The organism is Pantoea rodasii, assembly GCF_002095465.1.
In the GTDB taxonomy this organism is placed as follows: Bacteria; Pseudomonadota; Gammaproteobacteria; order Enterobacterales; family Enterobacteriaceae; genus Pantoea; species Pantoea rodasii.
Window position 1 is genome coordinate 93,227 of record NZ_MLFP01000006.1, and the last position, 22,404, is coordinate 115,630.

The window sequence follows — 22,404 nt, forward strand, 5'->3', positions numbered from 1 at the left end:
ATGGCTTTAACGACGTTAGACACGAAAACCGCGCTGATTGTCATCGATCTGCAGCACGGCATTGTACGCCTGCCTGTCACACCGCTGGCAGCGGAAACCGTGATTGCGCGTTGCGCACAGCTGGTTGACGCGTTCCATGGCAAACAGTTGCCGGTGGTGAAAGTGAATGTCGCCGGTGGCGCACCGGGTCGTAATGAACAGGCGCGTCACAGTGGTGAACTGCCTGATGATTGGGCGGTGCTGCTGCCGGAAATGGCGCTGCAGGCGGATGAGATCGCCGTGACCAAAAAGACCTGGGGCGGTTTTTACAACACGGATTTACATCAACAGCTGCAACAGCGCGGCGTGACCCAAGTGGTCATTTGTGGCATCGCGACCAGCATTGGCGTAGAAGCCACGGCGCGTCAGGCTTATGAATTAGGTTACAACGTCACGTTGGCCACCGATGCGATGACCTGCCTGAATGCGGATACTCACCAAAACAGCGTGGAGCGTATCTTCCCACGTCTCGGTGAAACCGGTTCAACCACCGACGTGTTGGAACTGCTGAAGTCACTCTGACTGCCTCGCGCAGATTAAGTGCGCCCGCATTCCCGGAACGGCATTAAAAAAAAGCCCTGCAACGCATAGCATTGCAGGGCTTTTTAATAACGGGGATCGGTTAGTTATTGAAACGCATAACTCACCGTTAAACCTACGCTGTAGTTACGTCCTGGTGCCGGTTCGTAGTAGCGTCCGTTGCTCTCGTTAACGATCACCGAGCCTACGTAGTTGCGGTCAAACAGGTTGTCTACGCGGCTAAACAGATCCAGCGTCCAGTTCTGCACCAGCCACTTATAGCCTGAATTCAGGCCGAAAACGGTATAAGACGGCGCTTTGACATCGTTTTCATCGTCAGCCGCGATATCGCTCATATAACGCACATCACCGCCGGCATACCAGCCTTGTTCCGGTGCATACGCCAATCCGGCATAGGCCATATTGCGTGCAATGCCCGGAATACGGTTGCCATCACAGCTTTCAGTACCGCAGGCGTTGGAACGATAACGTGCGTCGAGCAGCGTCCATGCGGCTTTCAGTTGCCAGTCATAACCGAGCTGCTGATCCAGTCCTAACTCCAGGCCCCGACGACGGGTTTCACCGGCATTTTTATAGCTGGTGCGGCCTTCATAGCTGCTGTCAGAGACGATCTCGTTTTAGTCTCAGTCTGGAACACGGAAGCCGTAATCAAACCGTTACCGATACGCTTCTTCGTGCCAAGTTCCACAGTATCGCTGGTGGCCGGTTTCAGGTTGAGGTTGAGACCAGCCTGATCCGCGGCACGATACGACAGCTCATTCAGCGTCGGCGTTTCGAAACCACGTCCCGCAGAAACATAGGCATTCCAGCTGTTATCAATCGCATATTTCAGTGAGGCGGCTGGCAGCCAGCGGTGATAACGACGATTGCCGCTGTCATCAGGATCTGATGAAGTGACGTAATAATCGTTGGAGTCGAAATTCACCGTACTGAGACGCACACCGGCATCCAGTGACCACTTATCGGTAAACTGCCAGGCGGTTTGCAGATATGGATCGAGGTTCCACATCAGGTTGCGTTCATTGCGGCGCATATCGCCTTGAACACCGTAATCCGTCACGCCGTTGCTGGTGGTGAAGTTCTGATAGCCTTTGCGCTTTTCGGTCATGGTTTCATAGTCGAGACCGGCGGTCAGGGTAACAGGAAGGGTAAATACGGTGTCGCGATGCGTCCAGCGCGTATCAATACCCTGATAATGGCGCGTCAGCGAAATCACGCCGCCAGGATAGCCCGCCGCCTGCTGTGTTGCTTTAGGAATCGATTGATACTGTGTGGTTTCACGCTCACCGGCGTACATCATCACGCTAAGATCGTCGTTCTCACTCATCTGGCGCAGATAGTGCAATCCGGCTTGTGTCTGATCCACGGTTTTACGCGCGTTGTAGAGCGAAACATTGCTGGCAACCTGACGCGGATTGTCTTTCCACTGCGACTCGGTCAAACCGCCCGGATCCTGTGCATCCACGTGCACGCTGTTGAACAGCAACGTCAACGTGCTGGCATCATCAATGCGTACGCCAAGTTTGGCATTGCCGAGATTCTTCTGTGCCGAGCTGTGATCGCGATAGCCGTGGGTGGTGAAACGCGAGGCTGAAACGGTGTAATTCACGTCACCGGCGTGCGTGCCATCACCGGTGGCTCCGCTGGCTTTAACACTGTTGCGCCAGCTGCCAAAACTGCCGTACCAGCTGCTGGCTTCTAGCGTAGTAGGCTGCTTACCGGTTTGCGTTTCAACGTTAATCACGCCGCCTGAAGAGTTACCGTACAGCGCGGAAAACGGGCCGCGCAGTACTTCGATATGGTCTATTGAGCCAATATCAATGTTAGAGGTCTGGCCCTGACCATCCGGCATGGTGGCAGGGATGCCGTCAACGTACAGGCGAATACCGCGCAGGCCGAAGGTCGAACGTGAACCAAAGCCGCGCACCGAAACTTGTAAATCCTGCGCATAGTTCTGACGGTTCTGGATCTGCAATCCCGGCACGCTAGCGAGATTTTCAGAGAGGTTAACGCGTGGCGCCGCATGGCGCATATCCTCGCCAGACACCACACTCACCGCTGCCGGTGTATCCAATACGGATAAACCCGATCCCGCCGGCGCGGCACTGACCACCATGGTGTTGCTGCCATTATCCGCCGCCATCAACTGCAGGGGGAATAATGCAGGCAGCATCAGCAACGGTGCCTGTCGCAGTAAATCTATTTTCATTATGAAAGACCGTATAAAAGACGTGGAATGAACCAATGGGAACATTAATCGCGCATATGTTAATAGTTTTTTCAGTTAATGGAATGACTTTTTAAGTTGTTGTTAATAATAAATGATATGACAAAGCCACGCATAGAGGTGGGCAAGGATGGGGGGCTCATTTAACAATTGATTTATAGAGTAAACCTCTCATCACAATGGATGCTCATCCACACCCTTTTTACTGACACTACCGAGTCCCGGTCGCCCCCATATTCAGATAAATTCATGACATTTGAATTGAAAGCGGGGGTTTGAGATTGTCATTGTTTTAATTATGAAAATTTTGGTCGATTTATTTATTGAATTATAGCTACCAAAAGTGAGTGCTTTATTTGGAGTGAGATTGCGGTGACGGGTGCTCATGGCTAAATGCCTCTCTCAGATATCGAATTGAAATCTCAAATAAGCACATAGCAGGATGATAGGTATACGTTGTGATGCATTGTTGGAACTGTGTTATCTGCAGGGTCCGTTTGACGATCTGCCTGATGGGCAAATGTCAGTTGGTGTGGGCATTGGATACCACTCCGTACCAAAGGGCCCACTGCACGCGGTGAGCAATAAGCTCGTAGAAATAATTAATATTTTCATATTTCACACCTGTTTAAAAAAGTACATGGATAGTAATTGCTTAATCTCAAACAAAACCAAAACCAATCCTTGGCATAGCTCGAAGGATTTTGTTCCTGCTGCAAACTGCTGCGCATCGCAGTGAAAAAATCAAACCCTTATCGTGAGACTGTTGAGGAACCGGCTGGCTGTCAGCACGAATTTCTGTCAGTCTGGCGGTTTTGTCTGCAAGCACAAAAGGGAGTGAATATGAGTCAGCAACCTGTCGTGGCGGTATTAGGTTTGGGCGCAATGGGGCACGCGTTTGCCGCCAATCTGCTGAAGAAAGGCTTTGTGGTGCGCGGTTGGAACCGCACGCGCGCCAAAGGTGAGGATCTGCTGAGTGCCGGATTGCACCTCAGCGACAGCGCAGCGCAGGCCGTGGAAGGCGCGGACGTAGTGATCGCCATGCTGTCTGATGGCGACACCACGCGTCAGACTTTGACCGAAGCGAGCAGCACATTGAAGCAGGGCGCGACCGTCTGCCAGATGGGCACCATTGGCGTAGAGGCCACCGATGCGCTGATTGCCGATCTACAACGCTCACGCCCGGATATCGTGTTTATTGATGCGCCGGTTTCCGGTACCAAAGCGCCTGCCGAGAATGCACAAATTCTGGTCATGGCCAGCGGCGATCAAAGCAAAGCGCAGGCGGCAGAGCAGGTGTTTGCCGCGATTGGTAAAGGCACGCAGTGGCTGGGTGAAGCGGGCGCCAGCTCGCGTATGAAGCTGGTAGTCAACAGCTGGCTGATTGGCCTGATGCAGAGCCTCGCCGAGAGCACGCGTTTGGCAGAGCAGTTTGGTTTTACTACCGACGATCTGTGGAAAGTGCTGGATGGCGGTCCGCTGGCAGTGCCTTACGCCAAAATGAAGCTGGGAATGATTGCCAGCGGAGACTTCACCCCGCAGATGCATCTGGTGTGGGCATTGAAAGATGCCAAACTGGCGCTGGATGCCGCCGGCGACAGCAAGCTGCCCGCGCTGGAGAATATCGTTGATGTCTGGCAGCAAGCAGTCGATGCCGGTTACGGCGAGCAGGATCTGGCGGCGGTTTATCAGTACCTGAAACGCTAAATGAGCCAGCGGCTCAACGTCGATTTCACCCATCGTCCGCTGGTGCCTTATGCGCACGATTATGCGCATGGCGATGCTGAGCCGTGGCACTATCACTCTTGCGCGCAGCTGATCCACACCCTAAGCGGCGTGGTGAAAGTCGAAACGCAGCAGGGCAGTTGGATTGTGCCACCGAGCCGTGGCGTGTGGTTACCAGCGGGTACCGAGCACGCGCTGCATATTGTGGGATCGGTAGCGGCACGCACGCTGTTTGTCGATCCGCTGGCGCGAGCCGATCTGCCTGCCAGTTGTCAGGTGGTGCAAATTTCACCGTTGCTGCGTGAGCTGATCGTCAGCGCATTGACGCTACCGGAACAATACGGATCCGGAAGTCGTGCAGAGCGCATCTATGAGTTAATTCTGGATGAAATTCGCGTCATGGATGTGCTGCCCTTTGGGTTGCAGTGGCCGGAAGGAGAACGACTACGTGCACTGTGTCAGCAGATCCACCAGCGACCGGGCGAAAACTGGACATTAGCCAGAGCGGCCAGCCAACTCTGTGTTGCTGAACGCACGCTGGCGCGCCATTTCAGTCGCGAAACCGGCTTACAGTTTAGCGACTGGGTGCGTCGTGCGCGCCTCAGTGTCGCGCTAGCGCGTCTGGCGCAGGGCGAAACGGTGTTAGCGGTGGCGCTCGAACTGGGTTATGACAGCCCGAGCGCCTTCAGTGCGATGTTTCGCCGCGTACTTGGCGTTACACCGGCAAACTACTTTCCTGTGGCAGAAAAGCGTGGGCTGCGTTGAGCAGCGCCTGTAACGAGGCGCGCGCCACATCATTATCAATGCCTACGCCCCAGGCTCGTTCACCCCGCGCATTGATGCAGCTGATGTAAGTAACTGAGCGGCTGTCACTGCGCTTACCCAGCGTGTGCTCGTGATAATCCTCAATACTGATCCCAAGATCATAGCGCTGGCGCAATGCCGCCACCGCTGCCGACAGCAGTCCATTGCCTTTAGCCTCCAGCGTTAACTGTTGTCCGCCATCCTGCACCCGCGCTTTGAAACGCGTTTCACCTTTCTCATCACTGTGGCTCTCCGCCTCCAGTAAGCGACGCGAAGGCTGCGCTAAGCCGTAATGCTGGCAGAACAGCTGCCACAGGGCGTGATGCGTCATCTCCTGGCCGTGAGCATCGGTTTGCTGCTGCACAATACGGCTGAAATCCTGCTGCAATCCGCGAGGTAACTGCAGCCCGTGATTTTGCTCCAGCAGCCAGGCGGCACCGCCTTTACCGGACTGGCTATTCACGCGGATTACCGCTTCATAGCTGCAACCGATATCCAGCGGATCGAGCGGCAAATAAGGCATTTGCCAGATCGACTCCTGACGTTCGCTGCGCTCGGCAAAGCCTTTGCGAATCGCATCCTGATGTGAACCTGAGAAGGCGGTAAATACCAGTTCTCCGGCATACGGATGGCGCGGATGAACCGGTAGCTGGTTACAACGCGTCACCACCTCCAGCACCTGCTGGATATCGCTGAAATCGAGTTGCGGTGCCACACCCTGCGTGTAGAGATTAAGCGCCAGCGTCACGATATCGACATTTCCGGTACGCTCTCCGTTGCCAAATAAACACCCCTCAACGCGATCGGCTCCAGCCAGTATCGCCAGTTCGGCGCAGGCCACGCCGGTCCCACGATCGTTATGCGGATGTACGCAAATCGCTACTTGCGCACGCTGGCTGAAATGACGACAGAAAAATTCAATCTGATCGGCATAGACGTTTGGCGTATTCACTTCCACCGTGGCGGGCAGGTTGATGATCATCGGTCTTTGCGGGCCAGGTTGCCAGATCGCGGCCACCGCTTCACATATTTCCAGCGCAAATTCCGGCTCGGTAAAGCAGAACGTCTCGGGTGAATACTGGAAGGTCCATGCAGTATCCGGTTGAGCTTCACAACGGGCGCGGATCTGGCGGGCACCGGCGCAAGCCAGTTCGATGATCTCTGCTTTGCTCTGGCGGAACACCCGTTCACGGAACAGCGGCGCGGTCGCGTTATACATATGCACGATGGCTTGTGGGGCACCGCGTAACGCTTCAAAGGTGCGATCGATCAGATCGCTGCGCGCTTGCGTCAGCACCTGAATCGCGACGTCCGAAGGAATATGGTTCTGCTCAATCAGCAGGCGCACAAAGTCGAAATCGGTTTGCGAGGCGGCGGGAAATGCGACTTCGATTTCTTTGAAGCCGCAGCGCAGCAACAACTGCCAGAATTCCAGCTTGCGTGCGCTGTCCATGGGCGTAGCCAGCGCCTGATTGCCGTCGCGCAGGTCGGTGGACAACCAGCGCGGTGCCTGAGTGAGCTGGCGCGAAGGCCACTGACGGTCGGGCAAATCAATCACCGGGTAGGGACGGTATTTTTCAGCAGGGTGGTTCAGCATGAGGTTCTCCTTATGGGTCTGCATTCAGTCTGGACCACATCGACGCACGCTGCTCACGCATAACTGACAACCCGCGTTGCGTAACTGACATTTCGTTGTGAGGTTGCCACAACCCAGGCGGGTAAGTGCCGTTTTTCGTGGGCACTCACCCCTCAAAGGATTCATTCTGCTTATGCGCAGGATGATATTCCTCAGACGAAATCGGCATCTGCACTTTCATTGCGACAAGGTAGTCTGGGACTTTGCGCCAGAAGAGAAAATAGAATGAAAAGAACAGCTTTAGCCCTTTTAGTGTTGCTAAACAGTGGCGCCGTTGCCGCGGAAACTGTCACGCTGCGCATTGCCGATCAGAAAGGCAATATGCACGCCGAGATGGAAGCGGCTCAGCAGTTAAACAACCTCAACTACAAAATCGAATGGGCGGAGTTCCCGGCGGCGGCACCGCTGGCGGAAGCGCTGAATGCGGGAGCCGTCGATGCGGGGATTATCGGTGATGCGCCGCTGCTGTTCTCGCTGGCGGCCGGTTCGCAGGTGAAAGCGGTGGCGGTGAGTAAATCGGTTCCCGAAGGCTTAGCGGTTTTAGTGAGCCCTGACTCGACAATCAAAAACGTGGCGGATCTGAAAGGAAAAAACATCGCCACCGGACGTGGCTCAATCGGCCATTTTGAAGCGCTGAAAGCACTGGAAAAGGCCGGTTTAACGGATAAAGACGTCAACTTTCGCTTCCTGACGCCCGCTGATGCGCGCATCGCATTAGCCAACGGTTCAGTGGATGCCTGGTCAACGTGGGATCCTTATACCGCGCTGGCGGAAGTCACGCATACTGGACGCGTGTTGATCAATGGCGTCGGTCTCTCCAGCGGTAACAGCTTCCTCGCGGCCACCGATGCGGCCATCAATAACGAGGCTAAACGCGCGGCGCTGCAGGATTACGTGAATCGTCTGGCGGCGGCAGATCGCTGGGCCAACGGCCATGTCGATGAGTACTCCACCACGCTGGCGAAAATTATCGGTTTTCCCAAAGAAGCAGCGGCGAAGTCCTTTGCACGCCGCCAGTCGCATTGGCAGGCCATCGATGACGCCACCATTGCGCAGCAGCAGGACACTGCCGATTTTTATCAGAAATATGGCCTGATCAAGCAGCATCTTGACGTCAAACCCACCTTTTACCATGGCTTAAAGGTTGCGCAGAACTAACGCTTTGTGCCCCTTTGTTTGGCGATTCAGCAGGGCGCGAGTAGCATAGTGCCCCTGTTGTCTCGCTGTGTGATCCCTATGTTATTTAAAACCTTCGATGGCCATAACGATCTGCTGCTCAACCTGTGGCTGCATCATCGTGAAGATCCCGCTGACGCCTTTTTTTCTGGTATTGAGAAAGGGCATCTGGATTTTCCACGTATGCAGCAGGGCGGTTTTGCCGGTGGGTTATTTGCGCTGTTTGTCCCGCCGCAGCGCTATATCAATGAGGTTGCGCCACAGCGTGCAAACGAACAATGGCAGCCGCTGGATATTCTTTGGCAGCAACTCGATATCCTGAAAACGCTGGTGGTTCAGTCCGATGGGCGCGCGCGTTTATGTCTGACCGCCGCGGAGATCGCCGCCTGTCGGCATGATGGCGTGCTGGCGATGGTGGCGCATATCGAAGGGGCGGATGGATTTGATGCTGAGGGCGAAGATCTGCATGCCTTTTATCAGGCCGGCGTGCGCAGTATCGGGCCTTTCTGGAACTTACCTAACCGATTTGGCGAAGGGGTGAACGGTGCATTCCCGCATTCGCCGGACACCGGGCCAGGTCTGACCGCCGCAGGAGAGCAGCTGATCGCTGCCGCCAATCGCCATCGCATGATGATTGACGTGTCGCATATGAATGAAAAAGCGTTTTGGGATACCGCTCGGCTCTCCAACGCGCCGCTGGTGGCCAGCCACTCTAACGCACACGCGCGTTGCGCCCAGCCGCGCAATCTTACCGACGATCAACTGCGTGCCATTCGCGATAGCGGCGGTGTGGTCGGTATTAATTTTGGTAACGCTTTCTTACGGCCGGATGGCAAGCGCGATACTGACACGCCATTGATCGAAATTGTTAAACATCTGGATCATTTAGTTGAAATAATGGGGCCAGAAAACGTAGCATTTGGTTCAGATTTTGACGGCATCAGCGTGCCCGATGCGTTGAAAGATGTTTCAGGGCTGCCGCATCTTTATACGCTGCTTGCATCGCTCGACTATGATCAAGCCATGATCGAGCAGTTTGCCTGGGGTAACTGGCAGCGTGTCCTGCAACAGATTTGGCAGGATTAGCACAATTCCCTTACCTAATCAGGGTTGATATGGCCGCTACATTGGCGCAACATCAGCCCGCGTCGTGCGTGTCGCCAGCGATTAACCTCTCTGGCGCAAGCATTTTCAGCAGAGTCCGCTCTGCATTACGTGTTTTAAAGGAAATTTATTATGTGGAAAAAACCTGAGTTTGTAGATCTGCGTCTGGGCCTGGAAGTGACTCTGTACATCTCCAACCGCTAAGACATTCTGCCCGCCATTCGTGCGGGCATTTTATTTTTCTTTCTGGTCATTTCTCATGTTTATTAAAGTGCTCGGTTCGGCGGCAGGCGGTGGCTTTCCGCAGTGGAACTGTAACTGCGCCAATTGCAGCGGCCTGCGTAACGGTACGATACAGGCTCAGGCGCGGACGCAATCCTCGATCATTGTCAGTGACAATGGCGAAGATTGGGTGCTGTGCAACGCTTCGCCGGATATCAGTCAGCAGATCGCTCATACACCTGAATTAAATAAAAAAGATGTGCTGCGCGGCACGACGATTGGCAGCATTATTCTCACTGACAGCCAGATCGATCACACCACCGGCTTACTTAGCCTGCGTGAAGGCTGCCCGCATCAGGTGTGGTGCACGCCAGAGGTTCATGCCGATCTCACCAGCGGTTTCCCGATTTTCACCATGTTGCAACACTGGAACGGCGGGTTGCAGCATCATGGGTTGACGCCACTCGAACCTTTCCGCGTCGATGTGTGTGGCAGCCTGCAGTTCACCGCCATCCCGATTCTCAGCAATGCGCCACCGTATTCGCCGTATCGCGACCGCCCTCTGCCGGGCCATAACGTCGCGCTGTTTATCGAAAATACCGCCAATGGCCAAACGTTGCTGTATGCGCCAGGTCTGGGCGAGCCCGATGCGGTGATCATGCCGTGGCTGGAGAAAGCCGATTGCCTGTTGATTGACGGTACCGTCTGGCAGGACGATGAGTTGCTCGCCACTGGCGTCGGTAAAAATACCGGCAAAGCGATGGGGCATCTGGCCCTCGCGGAAGAGCATGGGCTGATGGCCCTGCTGGCATCGCTGCCGGCGAAACGCAAAATCTTAATTCATATTAATAACACCAATCCGATCCTCAACGAGCAGTCGCCGCAGCGTCAGTATCTGACAAAGCAGGGCATTGAAGTGAGTTGGGACGGGATGGCGATTCATCTGCAGGAGAGCGCATCGTGATCATTACCGAAGCCTTATCGCCGCAAGAGTTTGAGCAGGCGCTGCGTGCTAAAGGCGCGTTTTACCATATTCACCACCCTTACCATATCGCGATGCACAATGGCGATGCGACTCGCGAACAGATTCAGGGTTGGGTGGTAAATCGCTTCTATTACCAGACCAATATCCCGCTGAAAGATGCGGCTATCATGTCAAACTGCCCGGATCCGGCCACGCGCCGTAAATGGGTGCAGCGCATCCTCGATCATGACGGCAGCAACGGACAGGAAGGCGGTATTGAAGCCTGGCTGCAGCTGGGTGAAGCGGTGGGGCTGGACCGTGAAGTGCTACTGTCAGAAAAACTGGTGCTGCCGGGCGTACGTTTCGCCGTGGATGCCTACGTCAACTTCGCGCGCCGCGCCAATTGGCAGGAAGCGGCCTGCAGTTCGTTAACCGAACTCTTCGCACCGCAAATCCATCAGTCGCGTCTCGACAGCTGGCCGCAGCACTATCCGTGGATCAAAGAAGAAGGCTACTTCTACTTCCGCAGTCGCCTGAGCCAGGCGAATCGCGATGTCGAACACGGGCTAGCGCTGGCGCTGGAGGTGTTCACCACCGCAGAGCAGCAAAATCGGATGCTCGAGATCCTGCAGTTCAAACTCGACATTCTCTGGACGCTGCTGGATGCCATGACCATGGCCTATGCGCTGCAACGCCCGCCTTACCACACGGTCACCGATCAGGTGTCCTGGCACAGCACAAGATTGGTATAACGTTATGAAAGATAATCTGATTCCAGCTTTCCGCCGTGGCTATCGCATGCAATGGGAGCCGGCGCAGGATAGCCATGTGGTGCTCTATCCGGAAGGCATGGCTAAACTGAATGAAACTGCCACCGCCGTTCTCGAACTGGTCACCGGCAAGCAGGATGTTGCGGCGATTATCGCCATCCTGGACAGCCGTTTTCCTGAAGCAGGCGGCGTGGGTGATGACGTGAAAGAATTCCTGCAATCCGCCGTAGAACAGAAATGGATCCAGTGTCGTGAACCCGAATAAAACCGCCACGCCGCCGCTGTGGCTGCTGGCCGAACTGACTTATCGCTGCCCGCTGCAGTGTCCGTACTGCTCGAATCCGCTCGACTTCTCGCAGCAGGAAAAAGAGCTGACCACCGATCAGTGGATCAACGTGTTCCGCCAGGCGCGCGCCATGGGCAGCGTGCAGATGGGCTTCTCCGGCGGCGAACCGCTGACGCGTAAAGATCTGCCTGAGCTAATCAAGGCGGCACGTGATTTAGGTTTTTACACCAACCTGATCACCTCGGGCATTGGATTGACGGCGAAAAACTCGACGCCTTCGCCGATGCCGGGCTGGATCATATCCAGATCAGCTTCCAGGCCAGTGATGAAACGCTCAATGCCGCATTGGCCGGTTCGAAAAAAGCCTTCCAGCAAAAGCTGGAGATGGCGAAAGCAGTGAAAGCACACGGCTATCCGATGGTGCTGAACTTCGTACTTCATCGCCATAATATCGACCAGATCGATAAAATCATCGACCTGTGCATTGAGCTGGAAGCGGACGATGTCGAACTGGCGACCTGCCAGTTTTACGGCTGGGCGCATCTCAACCGTCAGGGCTTATTGCCAACGCGTGAGCAGATTGCGCATGCCGAAGCCGTGGTGGCGCAATACCGTGAGCGCATGAGCGAAAGTGGCAACCTCACTAATCTGCTGTTCGTGACGCCAGATTATTACGAAGAGCGGCCAAAACCCTGCATGGGCGGTTGGGGCTCGATCTTCCTGAGTGTCACTCCGGAAGGCACGGCATTGCCATGTCACAGCGCACGTCAGTTGCCGGTGGAATTTCCGTCAGTGCTGGAGCACAGCCTGGAAGACATCTGGTACAACTCGTTTGGTTTCAATCGCTACCGTGGTTACGACTGGATGCCTGAACCGTGCCGTTCGTGTGATGAGAAAGAAAAAGACTTCGGTGGCTGCCGTTGTCAGGCTTACATGTTGACCGGTAATGCGGATAACACCGATCCGGTTTGCAGCAAGTCGCCGCATCACGGCAAAATCCTTGAAGCGCGGCGCGAAGCCACCTGCAGCGACATCAAAATCGCTCAGCTTCAGTTCCGTAATCGCTCCAACTCCGAACTGATCTTTAAGCAGCGGGTTAACTGATGTCCTCACGCCAGCTGCGGTTAGCTAACGGGTTGAAATGCCATCTGCACCATCAACCCGACGCGCGCGATGCCGCCGCGCTGGTCCGCGTGCAAGCTGGCAGCCTGGATGAGCCCGATCGCTGGCCGGGGCTGGCGCACTTGCTGGAGCATCTGTTGTTCTGCGGCAGCGAACGTTTCAAAGACAGCGATCGCCTGATGCCGTGGGTGCAACAGCAAGGTGGGCAGGTCAACGCCACCACCCAGCTCAGCAGCAGCGCCTTTTTTTCCAGCTTCCCTCGGCGAACCTGACTGAAGGTGTGCAGCGGTTAAGTGATATGATCGCCGCACCGCTGTTGAGCCAGCAGGCTATACAACAGGAAGTGGCGGTCATTGATGCAGAATGCCAACTTCTGCAGCAGCATGCCGAAACGCTCTGTGAAACCGCGCTGGTGGAGAGGTTGGGTGGGGCTTTTCAACGGTTTCGTGTCGGTAATCAGCAGGTATTCGGTGACAACGTCACGTTGTTGCAGCTCGCGTTGCGCGACTTTCATCAACGTTTTTATCACGCGAATGCCATGGAGCTGTGGTTACAGGGCCCGCAATCGTTAGATGAGTTGGCGCAACTCGCGCAACATTTTTCTTCGCCCAGTTCAGCTAAAACAAACCCTCAACTCCAGCGCCCATATTGCCGCCAGGCGACACGATGTTGCAGCTGTCAGGTGATGAAAGTTTCTGGCTAACACTGATGTTATCCGGTGATGAACATACATTGCGTGACAATGTCACCTTGCTCAGCGTGTTCTGGCAAGATGAAGCGCCGGGCAGCCTCCTGGCCGCACTCAGAGAGGCGGGATTGTGCGATACGCTGCAGGGGCAATGGCTGTGGCAGGATGCGCGGCACGGTTGGTTAGCGCTGCGCTTCAGTGGTCCTAAAATCAGTGCGGAGCAAGCTCAGCAGATTGAATTTTGTTTCAGGCAGCATTTGGCTGCGATAAGTCTTTGCACCTCTGAGCAACACCAGCATTATGCGCAACTGGCGCGGCACGATTTTGCCTGCTTATCGCCACTGGAACAGCTGCGTGGTCGGGCGCTGGGCTTTGCGCCGGCGGATTATGTGCCACAGGGTTTCAGCGCTTTTTTGGCTGCGTTGGCGCAGGTGCCATGCTCACGCTTGCTCACACAGCAGCAGCTGGACCGCGCAGAAAGCGTTCAGACACAAGGTTCACGCTGCTGCGCAAAAGTGGCTGCCGCAAAGCCTGAGCGCATTCTCAACGCCTGCATTCTTTTTTATCCCACGGCGCAACCGGCCGTGTTGCCCCTGTTATCGCCGATAGCGATGCCACTGCCGCGTATTGCGCCACGACAACAGGTTGAGACCTTGCTGTTGCGGCCGGCCTTTTATCACACGCTGAGTGACGCTGATGCGCAGGCGCGGCAATTACTGCTGCGTCCGGTGTTAGCGGAGTTGCGTCATGCAGGAGGCACGGGCAGTTGGCAGCAGAGGCAAGGCGTCTGGCAGTTGGTGCTGAATCTGCCTGTCGGTGAGTCACACGCTTTGCTGGCTGTGTATGACGCACTTGAGGCATTGAACCTGACACCCGAGCTAAAACCGCAGGTGCTTGCCCAAACGATCGTGATCCGACAGCTTCTCGCAGCCTTACCTACGCAATTGATTGTTCCCACCCGTGATGCTCGCTGGTTGGCAGCATGGTGTGGCAAACACTCGGCATTACATCAGCGCGTGGCGCATTTGCTCAGTGACTTCACACCTGGTTTGGCAAACTGCGCTCAATCGCCACGATTGCAGCGGGGCATTAAGCCGATTCGCTGCACCGGGGGCGATCAGGCGCTGCTGCTGTTTATCCCGTTACCGCTAGCTGATGACAGGCATTTAGCCGCACTGCGCGCGCTGTCGTTGATGCTGGAACCGCGTTTTTTCCAGCGACTGCGGGTCGATCAGCAAATTGGCTATGTGGTGTCGGCGCGCTACCAGCGCGTGGCGGATGTCGATGGGCTGATGCTGGCACTCCAGTCGCCACAGATTCCATGGCAAACGCTGCTTGGACACTGCAAACGCTTTTTACGTGAGATCGTGGCAGAGCTAGACGCCATCACGCCGCAAACCTTAGCGGCCTGGCAAGCCACACTGCGCGAACAGTGCGATGCCAGCGATAACGCGGAAGCCGCACTTCAGGGGCTTCGGCAACAGCAGGGATTGCCAAATCTCACGCGTGACGCGGTGGCATCCCTGACGTTGCCTCTTATCCAGCAGCTTCATATCCGTTTACTGCGCGAACGCCGCCGCTGGCGAATACTCGTTAATCAAAGCTGAAAAGCGATGTGCTTACCATTCGGCAAAGTCACATCAATACGTATTTCCCCACCCAACGCAGCCACGTAACGCTTGAGTGTTGAGATTCGAGGATCATTGCCGGGATTTTCGATTTTAGCGAGCGTGGGTTGGGAAATGCCCATCGTGCGGGCAAGCTCAGTTTGTGACAGATTCAGCTCCTCACGCAGTTGGTTTAAGGCAATTTCCTGACGCAGCTTTTCGACTTTTTTTGCGATACGTAGTTGGCTTTCTGCGGATTGTTTTTCAATTAACTCTTTGTACGTAGACATATTATCCCTCCATCTGCACTAAATGCCGGCGGTATTCTGCCTCAGCCATGCTAATCATTTTCCGGTAAAATTGTTTTTGATTCATGCCGGTTTTATCTTCGGCACATAACACGATCGCGCGGCGCACAGGATCAAAGGCGTAAAAAGCTCGAATCGGTTTACCCTCGTGCTGAATGCGTAACTCTTTAAGATGCGAAAATTTGCATCCTTTGAGGGTATCAACATAGGGTCGCCCAAGCTGTGGCCCCATTTCCGCTAGAATTCCCATGATGGCTAACACGTCTTCACGTAAGGTTTCATTTTGCGCGAAGAACCACTCGTCAAATACATCCGTTGTCAGTATTTCCCACATATCGCCATCCTATAGCTTTTTGCTATGGCACATGTTATAGCCAATAGGCTATGAAAACAACCGGACACTATCAGTCTGGAAAACTTTCACCAAACTAAATCATTACCCACTGATATCTTTGAATATATTTGAAGGTCACCGGCAAATCTCTTCACTATTCCTTAGCCTGTTAATTCGAGACACTCAATAGATTCTCCCGATCTAATAGGAACTCTAAGTGAAAAACGTTACCCGCCTGGTCCTGCCGTTGCTGGCCGCCGCTGCTTTGTACGCACCCGTTTCGCAGGCTGCCACGATGCATTATGACCTCGATCCCGCGCACACCTCGGTTATCGTGACCTGGACGCACTTCGGCTTCTCGCATCCAACGGCTGATATCCCGAACAGCAAAGGGACGCTGGTGTTTGATAAAGATCATCCAGAGCAATCGCGCGTGGATGTTACGTTGCCGGTTTCACAGATTGATTCACATGTGCCCGCGCTGACCAAAGAGTTCCTGGGCGCGGAGTATTTCGATACCGCTAAATATCCATCAGCCGTGTTCCACAGCACCAAAGTGGTGGCGAAGGGCGATAACAAGTTTGACGTGGAAGGCAATCTGACGCTGAAAGGCATCACTAAGCCGATCACGCTGCACGCGACCTTGAATCAACAGGGTATGCACCCGATGGTGAAGAAGCAGGCAATTGGTTTTGATGCCACGGGCGTGATTAAACGTTCAGATTTCAAACTGGATAAATACGTGCCTGCAGTCAGTGATGATGTCACGCTGACCCTTTCTACCGAGGCGTACGCGAAGTAATTCGTACGTTGTGGTAGCGAGCAAAGTTACGCATCCTGACCGCTGAAAGGCGTCAGGATGCGTTTCAACTGCAAAAGAATGGCTGGTTTACGCCCAGTATTTCTTCTTACTGGTTTTCCCGATGCCGGGATTGCAGCTATTAGTGGGATCAAGTTGCTTCCAGTGATCAACATGCTCGCACGATGCCTGATACAGATGGCCCACATTATGCTCAGCCGGATATTTCGCCCCACGCTGCGCCAGATACACTTTCACCGCCTCCTTAAACGCCTTCGCATCCACGCCTTCTTTCAGCACGTAATCCTGATGATTCACATAACAGAAAAAATGCCCGCAGCAGGAATCGACCTGAACCTGTGCCGCTAAGTGCTCCGGTAAGGTTAAGCGCCAATCGTCATCGTTACGGCGCAGCGCCACATCAAATGCCACCAACCGCTCATTCGGGTTATAACCCAGCGCATCACAATAGGAGATGGTGCAGCCGCCCACGCCAAATCGCACCAGAAAGGCATCAGCTGCTTCGCGAACATCACAGTGGAAAAAGCCACCGTCACGGTCGGCAAAAAATTGCTGAAGCAGAGTGTTTAACTCATGGGTTTGTAGCGCATCGACCTTGATCATCAGGTGGTGTTGATACTCATCGCGATAAGCCATGATGCGCGGTGCAATAAAGCTCGGTGTCAGTTGGTTGAAGCATTGCAGTGCCCGATCAACAAAATTGCGCGGCAAGAAAGGGATATGGCTGACACGGACATCCCATTTTGCTTTATTTGCCATCATTTTAGGAATGGCCTGCGGACCCAGTTTGCGAATCGCCAGATACATATGCTTGGCGTAACGCACCGTCAAATCAAACGCATTACGATGGATATATTCCGCCTGCAACGGCAGTTCGCGCATGTTGGTGAGCAAAAAACGGCGCAGCGCGACCAGCACACGCTCATCGTTTGTGCCGATGTAAAAGGTATCGCTGCCCGCGCTGGCTTCGAAGGTGGGTAAACGCACCGCAAACACCACAACTTTGCCCGCGCTGCCGGAACTGTCGTGCAGATAACGCAGGTCGCCATTGAAGCGTGAAGGGGAGTCAGCAGTGATATCACGCAGGCGATCGGCATAGTCATCGGCCCAGATCTTTCCCTGCCAATCTGGTTGTTCGCCGGTCTGATACTGCTGCTGCGCCAGGTTCTGCAGCATCGTTTCCGGCGTGTTGCCTAAATCGATGCCGAGATGATTCACCAGCTCCAGCCGGCCGTCATCATGAATACGGGCAAACAGTGATTTCTCGGTAAACGCCGGGCCGCGGCGGATCAGCGAACCGCCGGAATTATTGCAAATACCGCCGACCACCGAAGCGCCAATACAGCTGGATCCAATCACCGAGTGCGGTTCCCGCCCCAGCGGTTGCAGCGTCTGTTCCAGTTCGGTCAATGTGGTGCCAGGAAAGGCGATCATCTGGCGTGCCTGATCGATCACCTGCACACCTTTAAGCTGACGGGTGCTGACAATGACGACTGCGCGATCGTAATCATTGCCATCCGGTGTTGAACCGCCGGTCACGCCGGTATTGGAAGCCTGCATCAGGATAATCGCGTTCTGGGCCACGCATATCTGTAGTGTCTGCCAGAGTTGCTGCAGCGTTTGTGGTAACACCACCGCCAGCGCCTCGCCGCGACCGACGCGGAATCCTTTGGTGTACCAGGCTTTATCATCAGCGTGGGTCAGCAACTGTTTGTCGCCCACTACGCCAGCTAACTGACGCAACATCTCCTGCGGGGTGGTCATGAGCTCTCTTCTTTATCATTGATTTGCCGCGTTATTGGACAGCCAGACAAGCCTGGCGTCAATGATTCAGCGGCACTGATGGGTAAATAACGCACGGAATCATTATCCCTTTATCTTCCGGGGAAAACGTGGGCTGGTCTGATAAAAATGCGTGGGCAATCACAATTTAGGTTGAAAGAAATTAAGCTGAACTTTCGAATAAAGGGTTTAAGCATTTTGATCGCCAAAGTAAATATAACGCCTTGATATTAATCGTTATTTAAGGAAGGGCGAATAACCATCAATGTGATTAACATCACAAATAATGAACACCTCAAGTCATTGTCAACGCTCACTCCTCATAAATTCATGACAAAAATGTGATCTCTATTGCAAATATAAAAGCCGTTCACCGGAAGAATGAATGTCAGACGCGCAGAGAAGGAGTGATGACAATGAGAATTGGCATGGTGATCAGCGGTGGTGATGTCACAGGAATAAATAACTTTGTTTTTCAAATATCGCGTATGACACAAGCCGATATGGTGTTATTTAACGGAGGCATCCCAGGATTGCTGGAAAATCGGCATCAGGAAATATCTCAACGCGATCTGGTCGATTATGCCGTTACATCCATACCGGTGATGCAGTCAGGAAGAACCACACGAAAACTCATTCGTCCTGAATATGAGATCATCGCTAAAAATCTCAAATCACTGCGTGTTGATGTATTAATTATGGCCGGTGGAGATGGCTCACTGCAATTCCTCCACACCTTAAGTGAATTTGGTGTGAATTGTTTTGGTGTGGGCATGACCATCGATAATGATGTATTCGGCAGTGATTACACCATCGGTTTTTCCACTGCGTGTGAACAAGTATTAAAAGAAGTGGCGAAGCTAAGAAATACCGGCCGTGCCTTAACCGGAAGGGTATTTATGGTCGAACTGCTGGGAGGCTACTGTGGTGAATTAACCCTGCAGTCAGCGATCAAATCCAATGCCGACTTTGCTTTAATCCCAGAATGCCAGATCCCCACGCAGGAGTTGGCAGAGCGCATTACACAGCGCCTTGCCGAACAAAATAGCGTGGTGATTCTCTGCTCAGAAGGCTACACGCGGGAGTATTCGCCGGGCTTTCAGGGCGCAATTGATACCTTAATTAAACAGATTGAACCGTTGATAGGCGTACGAATTCGTAAAACCATCATCGGTTACGGCTTGCGTAGTGGTGACCCGACCTGTGAAGAAATTTATCAAGGCACCATTATGGCCAGTGAAGTTGCGCGCTGTATTCAGTCGGGGATGCGCAACAAAACGGTGATTATTAATGGCAGTAATCGACCGATACCGATTGATCTCTTGAGCATGAAAAAACGCCTGGTTGATACCGAAGGGCATCATTACAAACTCGCTAAACAACTGCATATTCTGTGAGGAAAACGCCATGCTGAAAATATTATGTGTCTGTGGATGTGGTCTGGGTTCTAGTTTCGCCATCGAAATGAGCGCCAAATCCGTATTAAAGAAACTCGAAATTGAAGCGGATATCGATCACACCACTATTTCTGAAGCCAACGCCTTTAAATCCGACATGATTTTAACCCAGAAGGCGTTTGCCGATGTCTTAAATGCCGATGCCAGCCCGGAACAAATCAAGCGGGTGATTATTCTCAATAAGCTGACCGACAAAGCAGAAATTGAAGAAAAAATCGTGGCGTTTATGAAAGAACGTAATCTAAAGGTTGCTAACCATGAATAGTGTGATTGATTTCCTGGTAAAAGACTTATTAGGGCAGGCATCGATTCTGATCGCCTTTATTGCCCTGATTGGTCTGTTACTGCAAAAAAAATCCGCAGGTAAGGTGGTGGAAGGCACCTTTAAAACCCTGCTGGGCTTCTTAATTATGATGGCGGGCATCAACATTATTGTTGGCACGCTGACCTTCCTGAATACCATTTTTACCCACGGTTTTGGCATGAAGGGTTATATCACCGACGTTGCCGCCATTGCCGGGTTAGCGAGCCGCGAGCTGGGCTCAGAAGTGGCGCTGACATTGTTGGTGATCTTTATCGTCAACATCATCATCGCGCGTCTGACGCCGTTCAAATACATCTTCCTGACCGGACAAGCGCTGTTGTGGATGGCGACTATCGGTGCGGTGATTGGCTATAAAGCGGGGCTGACAGGCTTACCTCTGATCCTTACCGGTGGCATTTTCGGCGGCATTATGGCGGTGGTGATGCCGGCGCTGGCGCAACCTGTGGTGCGTCGTATCACGGACTCTGATGATGTGGCTCTGGGGCATTTCTGCACCATCGGTTATCTGCTGACCGCAGCGGTGGCAAAAGTGGTCGGTAAGGGTTCACGCTCAACCGAAGACCTTAAACTGCCCGACAACTTCAAGTTCCTGCAGGACACCTATCTGTCGATGGCGGTGGTGATGGTGCCGATGTACCTGATCCCAGCCGTGGCGGCCGGTCCGGAATTTATTGGCCAGTACAGTAACGGCATGAACTATCTGATGTATGCCTTCATGCAATCGATTCAGTTTGTTGCTGGCGTGTTCGTGTTGTACAGCGGTGTGCGTCTGCTGCTGAACGAACTGGTGCCTGCCTTCCGCGGCATTGCCATGCGCCTGGTGCCGGATGCTAAACCGGCACTCGATTGCCCGGTGATGTTCCCTTATGCGCCGAACGCAGTGATCGTCGGCTTCCTTGCCACCACCCTCGGCTCTGTCGTCGGCATGCTGGTGTTCCCAATGTTCGGTCTGGCAATGATTCTGCCTGGCTTGCTCACCAACTTCTTTGCCGGTGGTACTGCAGGTGTGTTTGGTAACGCGCTGGGCGGACGCCGCGGGGCGATGATCGGTGGTTTCGTTCATGGTCTGTTTATCACCTTCTTGCCGGCCATTCTGGTGCCGATGCTCGAAAGCTATGGCTTCACCGGTGTGACCTTCAGTGACTCTGACGTCATCAGTACCGGTTTGGTATTGGGTCATGCGTTCCAGGGCAACTGGTTGTTCGTCGCTCTCTTTGTTGTCTTCATCACTCTGATCGCCTGGTTTGTTAACGGAAAATCCCCTAAATCCCACGAGGAAAAGCTCCATGAAACTTTATAATTTTACCGATCTGTTACAGGTGGCTAAAGAACGTGAATTTAAAGCACTCGGTTCCTTTAATTTGCACTGTCTGGAAATGTTACCGGCCTTTTTTAAAGCAGCGGAAAAAACCAATAGCCCATTAATGATTCAAATTTCGACCGGCACCGCGAAATATTTAGGGCATAAATTATTAGTGGATGCGATTCGCTCGTTATCTGAGAGCCGTAATGTGCCAACGTGCCTGCATCTTGATCACTGTTCAGATTTGGATGCGATTCAAACGGCACTGGACGCCGGATTCAGCTCTATTATGTATGACGGTTCGCATTTATCGATTGAAGAGAATATTGCCAATACCCGTCGCGTAATTGATATGGCGCGTCCATTGCAGGTCTCGGTGGAAGCGGAGTTAGGTGCGATTGGGGGTTCTGAAGACGGTAAAGAGGTGGAGATGAACGCTGCTTCCTTTACCACCGTAGATGATGCCAAACGCTTTGTGGAAGAAACCGGCGTGGATATGCTGGCGATCTCCATCGGTACGGTGCACGGGCTGTATACCGGCAAAGCCCATATTCAGCATCAGCGTCTGGCTGATATCACCGATGCCACCAAAACCCCACTGGTGCTGCATGGCGGTACCGGCGTGAGCGATGAAGATATGCGTCTGGCCGTACGCAGCGGTATCGAAAAAGTGAACGTTGGCACGGAAATGAATGTGCAATGGGTGGCAAACTGCAAGCAGACCTTTGAAAAAGGCCGGGTGAATGACAGCGTGCGTAATTTCCTGGTGCCGGCTAACGATGCCGTGACCAATGTGTTGGTCGAAAAGATTTCGCTGTTCCGCTAACCACGACTCTCTCATGACGTAATAACCTGAGGTGCCCCGGCGCCGTTCGGGGCAGGAGACGCTATGTTTGGATTCTTGAAAAAGGGCTCGGAAAATAAGAGCCAGGATTCACAGGAAATAGATCTTCAGGCAGAAAATATCAGTGGGAAAATAAGCGAGCTGGAGCAACAACTCGCTGTTAATCCACAGGCGATCGATACGCAAAAGAAATTAATGCTGGAATATAACCGCGCATTAAATATCTTTGCCAAAAGCCGCCGCTTTCGTCAGGAAATTGATCCGCTGTTCGTTAAAATTGATGAACTGCGCAATACCATCCGCAAGTCGATTTAAGGAGGC

23 protein-coding genes and 2 pseudogenes are annotated in these 22,404 nt (G+C 53.5%); 19 read left to right on the forward strand and 6 right to left on the reverse strand.

Annotation, left to right across the window (positions count from 1 at the left end; translation table 11 throughout):
- Window positions 1-561, forward strand: a complete 561-nt coding sequence (locus HA45_RS10685; RefSeq protein WP_100700030.1) for an isochorismatase family protein — start codon at window positions 1-3, stop codon at window positions 559-561.
- 104 nt (window positions 562-665) lie between these two features.
- Here HA45_RS10685 and pqqU read toward each other — a convergent pair.
- Window positions 666-2,788 (reverse strand): annotated as a pseudogene (gene pqqU / locus HA45_RS10690) (TonB-dependent receptor PqqU).
- An 861-nt stretch (window positions 2,789-3,649) separates the two neighbouring features.
- Between pqqU and HA45_RS10695 the strand changes: the two are divergent.
- Window positions 3,650-4,513 carry an NAD(P)-dependent oxidoreductase gene (locus HA45_RS10695; protein WP_100700031.1) on the forward strand — a complete coding sequence of 288 codons (864 nt, stop codon included), beginning with the start codon at window positions 3,650-3,652 and terminating at the stop codon, window positions 4,511-4,513.
- Window positions 4,514-5,296 carry an AraC family transcriptional regulator gene (locus HA45_RS10700; protein WP_100700032.1) on the forward strand — a complete coding sequence of 261 codons (783 nt, stop codon included), beginning with the start codon at window positions 4,514-4,516 and terminating at the stop codon, window positions 5,294-5,296. It begins immediately after the preceding gene.
- On the opposite strand, the gene leuA is transcribed toward HA45_RS10700, so the two are convergent.
- A complete protein-coding gene (leuA, locus tag HA45_RS10705; protein WP_100700033.1) occupies window positions 5,247-6,932 on the reverse strand; it encodes a 2-isopropylmalate synthase in 1,686 nt (561 codons plus the stop codon). The genes HA45_RS10700 and leuA overlap by 50 nt on opposite strands.
- Before the next feature lie 264 nt (window positions 6,933-7,196).
- Between leuA and HA45_RS10710 the strand changes: the two genes are divergently transcribed.
- The 8 genes and pseudogenes from HA45_RS10710 to HA45_RS29000 all read left to right on the forward strand — a co-directional run bounded on the left by HA45_RS10710 (window position 7,197) and on the right by HA45_RS29000 (window position 12,887).
- Window positions 7,197-8,129 (forward strand): ABC transporter substrate-binding protein, encoded by a 933-nt coding sequence (locus tag HA45_RS10710; protein WP_100700034.1) that lies wholly within the window; start codon window positions 7,197-7,199, stop codon window positions 8,127-8,129.
- A 78-nt stretch (window positions 8,130-8,207) separates the two neighbouring features.
- Window positions 8,208-9,233, forward strand: a complete 1,026-nt coding sequence (locus tag HA45_RS10715; RefSeq protein ID WP_100700035.1) for a dipeptidase — start codon at window positions 8,208-8,210, stop codon at window positions 9,231-9,233.
- Between the two features lie 150 nt (window positions 9,234-9,383).
- The gene (gene pqqA / locus HA45_RS10720; RefSeq protein WP_010617686.1) at window positions 9,384-9,455 is read left to right on the forward strand and encodes a pyrroloquinoline quinone precursor peptide PqqA; all 72 of its coding nucleotides are present in this window, start codon (window positions 9,384-9,386) and stop codon (window positions 9,453-9,455) included.
- A 55-nt stretch (window positions 9,456-9,510) separates the two neighbouring features.
- Window positions 9,511-10,437 carry a pyrroloquinoline quinone biosynthesis protein PqqB gene (gene pqqB, locus HA45_RS10725; protein WP_100700036.1) on the forward strand — a complete coding sequence of 309 codons (927 nt, stop codon included), beginning with the start codon at window positions 9,511-9,513 and terminating at the stop codon, window positions 10,435-10,437.
- The gene (gene pqqC, locus HA45_RS10730) at window positions 10,434-11,189 is read left to right on the forward strand and encodes a pyrroloquinoline-quinone synthase PqqC (RefSeq protein ID WP_100700037.1); all 756 of its coding nucleotides are present in this window, start codon (window positions 10,434-10,436) and stop codon (window positions 11,187-11,189) included. The genes pqqB and pqqC overlap by 4 nt, the downstream gene beginning before the upstream one ends.
- A gap of 4 nt (window positions 11,190-11,193) precedes the next feature.
- Window positions 11,194-11,472 carry a pyrroloquinoline quinone biosynthesis peptide chaperone PqqD gene (gene pqqD / locus HA45_RS10735; protein WP_100700038.1) on the forward strand — a complete coding sequence of 93 codons (279 nt, stop codon included), beginning with the start codon at window positions 11,194-11,196 and terminating at the stop codon, window positions 11,470-11,472.
- Window positions 11,459-12,597 (forward strand): annotated as a pseudogene (gene pqqE, locus HA45_RS10740) (pyrroloquinoline quinone biosynthesis protein PqqE). Before pqqD ends, pqqE begins: the two are co-directional and overlap by 14 nt.
- Window positions 12,597-12,887, forward strand: coding sequence for an insulinase family protein (locus HA45_RS29000; RefSeq protein WP_436405006.1), 291 nt, complete (start codon window positions 12,597-12,599; stop codon window positions 12,885-12,887). The pseudogene pqqE and the gene HA45_RS29000 overlap by 1 nt, the downstream one beginning before the upstream one ends.
- A 17-nt stretch (window positions 12,888-12,904) precedes the next feature.
- Here the strand turns inward: HA45_RS29000 and HA45_RS29005 are convergent, their stop codons facing one another.
- Window positions 12,905-13,144 carry a hypothetical protein gene (locus tag HA45_RS29005; RefSeq protein WP_366557334.1) on the reverse strand — a complete coding sequence of 80 codons (240 nt, stop codon included), beginning with the start codon at window positions 13,142-13,144 and terminating at the stop codon, window positions 12,905-12,907.
- 9 nt (window positions 13,145-13,153) lie between these two features.
- On the opposite strand from HA45_RS29005, the gene HA45_RS29010 reads away from it, so the two are divergent.
- Entirely contained in the window at window positions 13,154-13,318 is a 165-nt protein-coding gene (locus tag HA45_RS29010) for a hypothetical protein (RefSeq protein ID WP_366557333.1), read from the forward strand.
- The gene (pqqF, locus tag HA45_RS10745) at window positions 13,282-14,910 is read left to right on the forward strand and encodes a pyrroloquinoline quinone biosynthesis protein PqqF (RefSeq protein WP_244563425.1); all 1,629 of its coding nucleotides are present in this window, start codon (window positions 13,282-13,284) and stop codon (window positions 14,908-14,910) included. Before HA45_RS29010 ends, pqqF begins: the two co-directional genes overlap by 37 nt.
- On the opposite strand, the gene HA45_RS10750 is transcribed toward pqqF, so the two are convergent.
- Window positions 14,901-15,200 (reverse strand): helix-turn-helix domain-containing protein, encoded by a 300-nt coding sequence (locus HA45_RS10750; RefSeq protein ID WP_100700041.1) that lies wholly within the window; start codon window positions 15,198-15,200, stop codon window positions 14,901-14,903. The two genes, pqqF and HA45_RS10750, sit on opposite strands and share 10 nt — an antisense overlap.
- 1 nt (window position 15,201) lies before the next feature.
- Window positions 15,202-15,552, reverse strand: a complete 351-nt coding sequence (locus HA45_RS10755) for a type II toxin-antitoxin system RelE/ParE family toxin (RefSeq protein WP_100700042.1) — start codon at window positions 15,550-15,552, stop codon at window positions 15,202-15,204.
- Window positions 15,553-15,769: 217 nt separating this feature from the next.
- Between HA45_RS10755 and HA45_RS10760 the strand changes: the two genes are divergently transcribed.
- Complete coding sequence (locus tag HA45_RS10760) at window positions 15,770-16,354, forward strand: YceI family protein (protein WP_100700043.1); 585 nt, start codon at window positions 15,770-15,772, stop codon at window positions 16,352-16,354.
- 87 nt (window positions 16,355-16,441) lie between these two features.
- Here HA45_RS10760 and dld read toward each other — a convergent pair whose 3' ends face one another.
- A complete protein-coding gene (dld, locus tag HA45_RS10765) occupies window positions 16,442-18,136 on the reverse strand; it encodes a D-lactate dehydrogenase (protein ID WP_100700044.1) in 1,695 nt (564 codons plus the stop codon).
- Window positions 18,137-18,570: 434 nt separating this feature from the next.
- Here dld and HA45_RS10770 point away from each other — a divergent pair, with 434 nt between their 5' ends.
- The 5 genes from HA45_RS10770 (at window position 18,571) to HA45_RS10790 (ending at window position 22,398) form a co-directional block, all read left to right on the forward strand.
- On the forward strand, window positions 18,571-19,551 hold the full coding sequence (locus tag HA45_RS10770) for a 6-phosphofructokinase (protein ID WP_100700045.1): 981 nt from the start codon (window positions 18,571-18,573) through the stop codon (window positions 19,549-19,551).
- A gap of 10 nt (window positions 19,552-19,561) precedes the next feature.
- Window positions 19,562-19,876, forward strand: a complete 315-nt coding sequence (locus tag HA45_RS10775; protein WP_034827292.1) for a PTS sugar transporter subunit IIB — start codon at window positions 19,562-19,564, stop codon at window positions 19,874-19,876.
- Entirely contained in the window at window positions 19,869-21,236 is a 1,368-nt protein-coding gene (locus HA45_RS10780) for a PTS sugar transporter subunit IIC (RefSeq protein ID WP_100700046.1), read from the forward strand. The genes HA45_RS10775 and HA45_RS10780 overlap by 8 nt, the downstream gene beginning before the upstream one ends.
- Window positions 21,223-22,065 (forward strand): class II fructose-bisphosphate aldolase, encoded by an 843-nt coding sequence (locus tag HA45_RS10785; RefSeq protein WP_100700047.1) that lies wholly within the window; start codon window positions 21,223-21,225, stop codon window positions 22,063-22,065. Before HA45_RS10780 ends, HA45_RS10785 begins: the two co-directional genes overlap by 14 nt.
- 63 nt (window positions 22,066-22,128) lie before the next feature.
- Window positions 22,129-22,398: a hypothetical protein gene (locus HA45_RS10790; RefSeq protein WP_100700048.1), complete on the forward strand. Its 270-nt coding sequence runs from the start codon at window positions 22,129-22,131 to the stop codon at window positions 22,396-22,398.
- Window positions 22,399-22,404 lie beyond the last annotated feature (6 nt).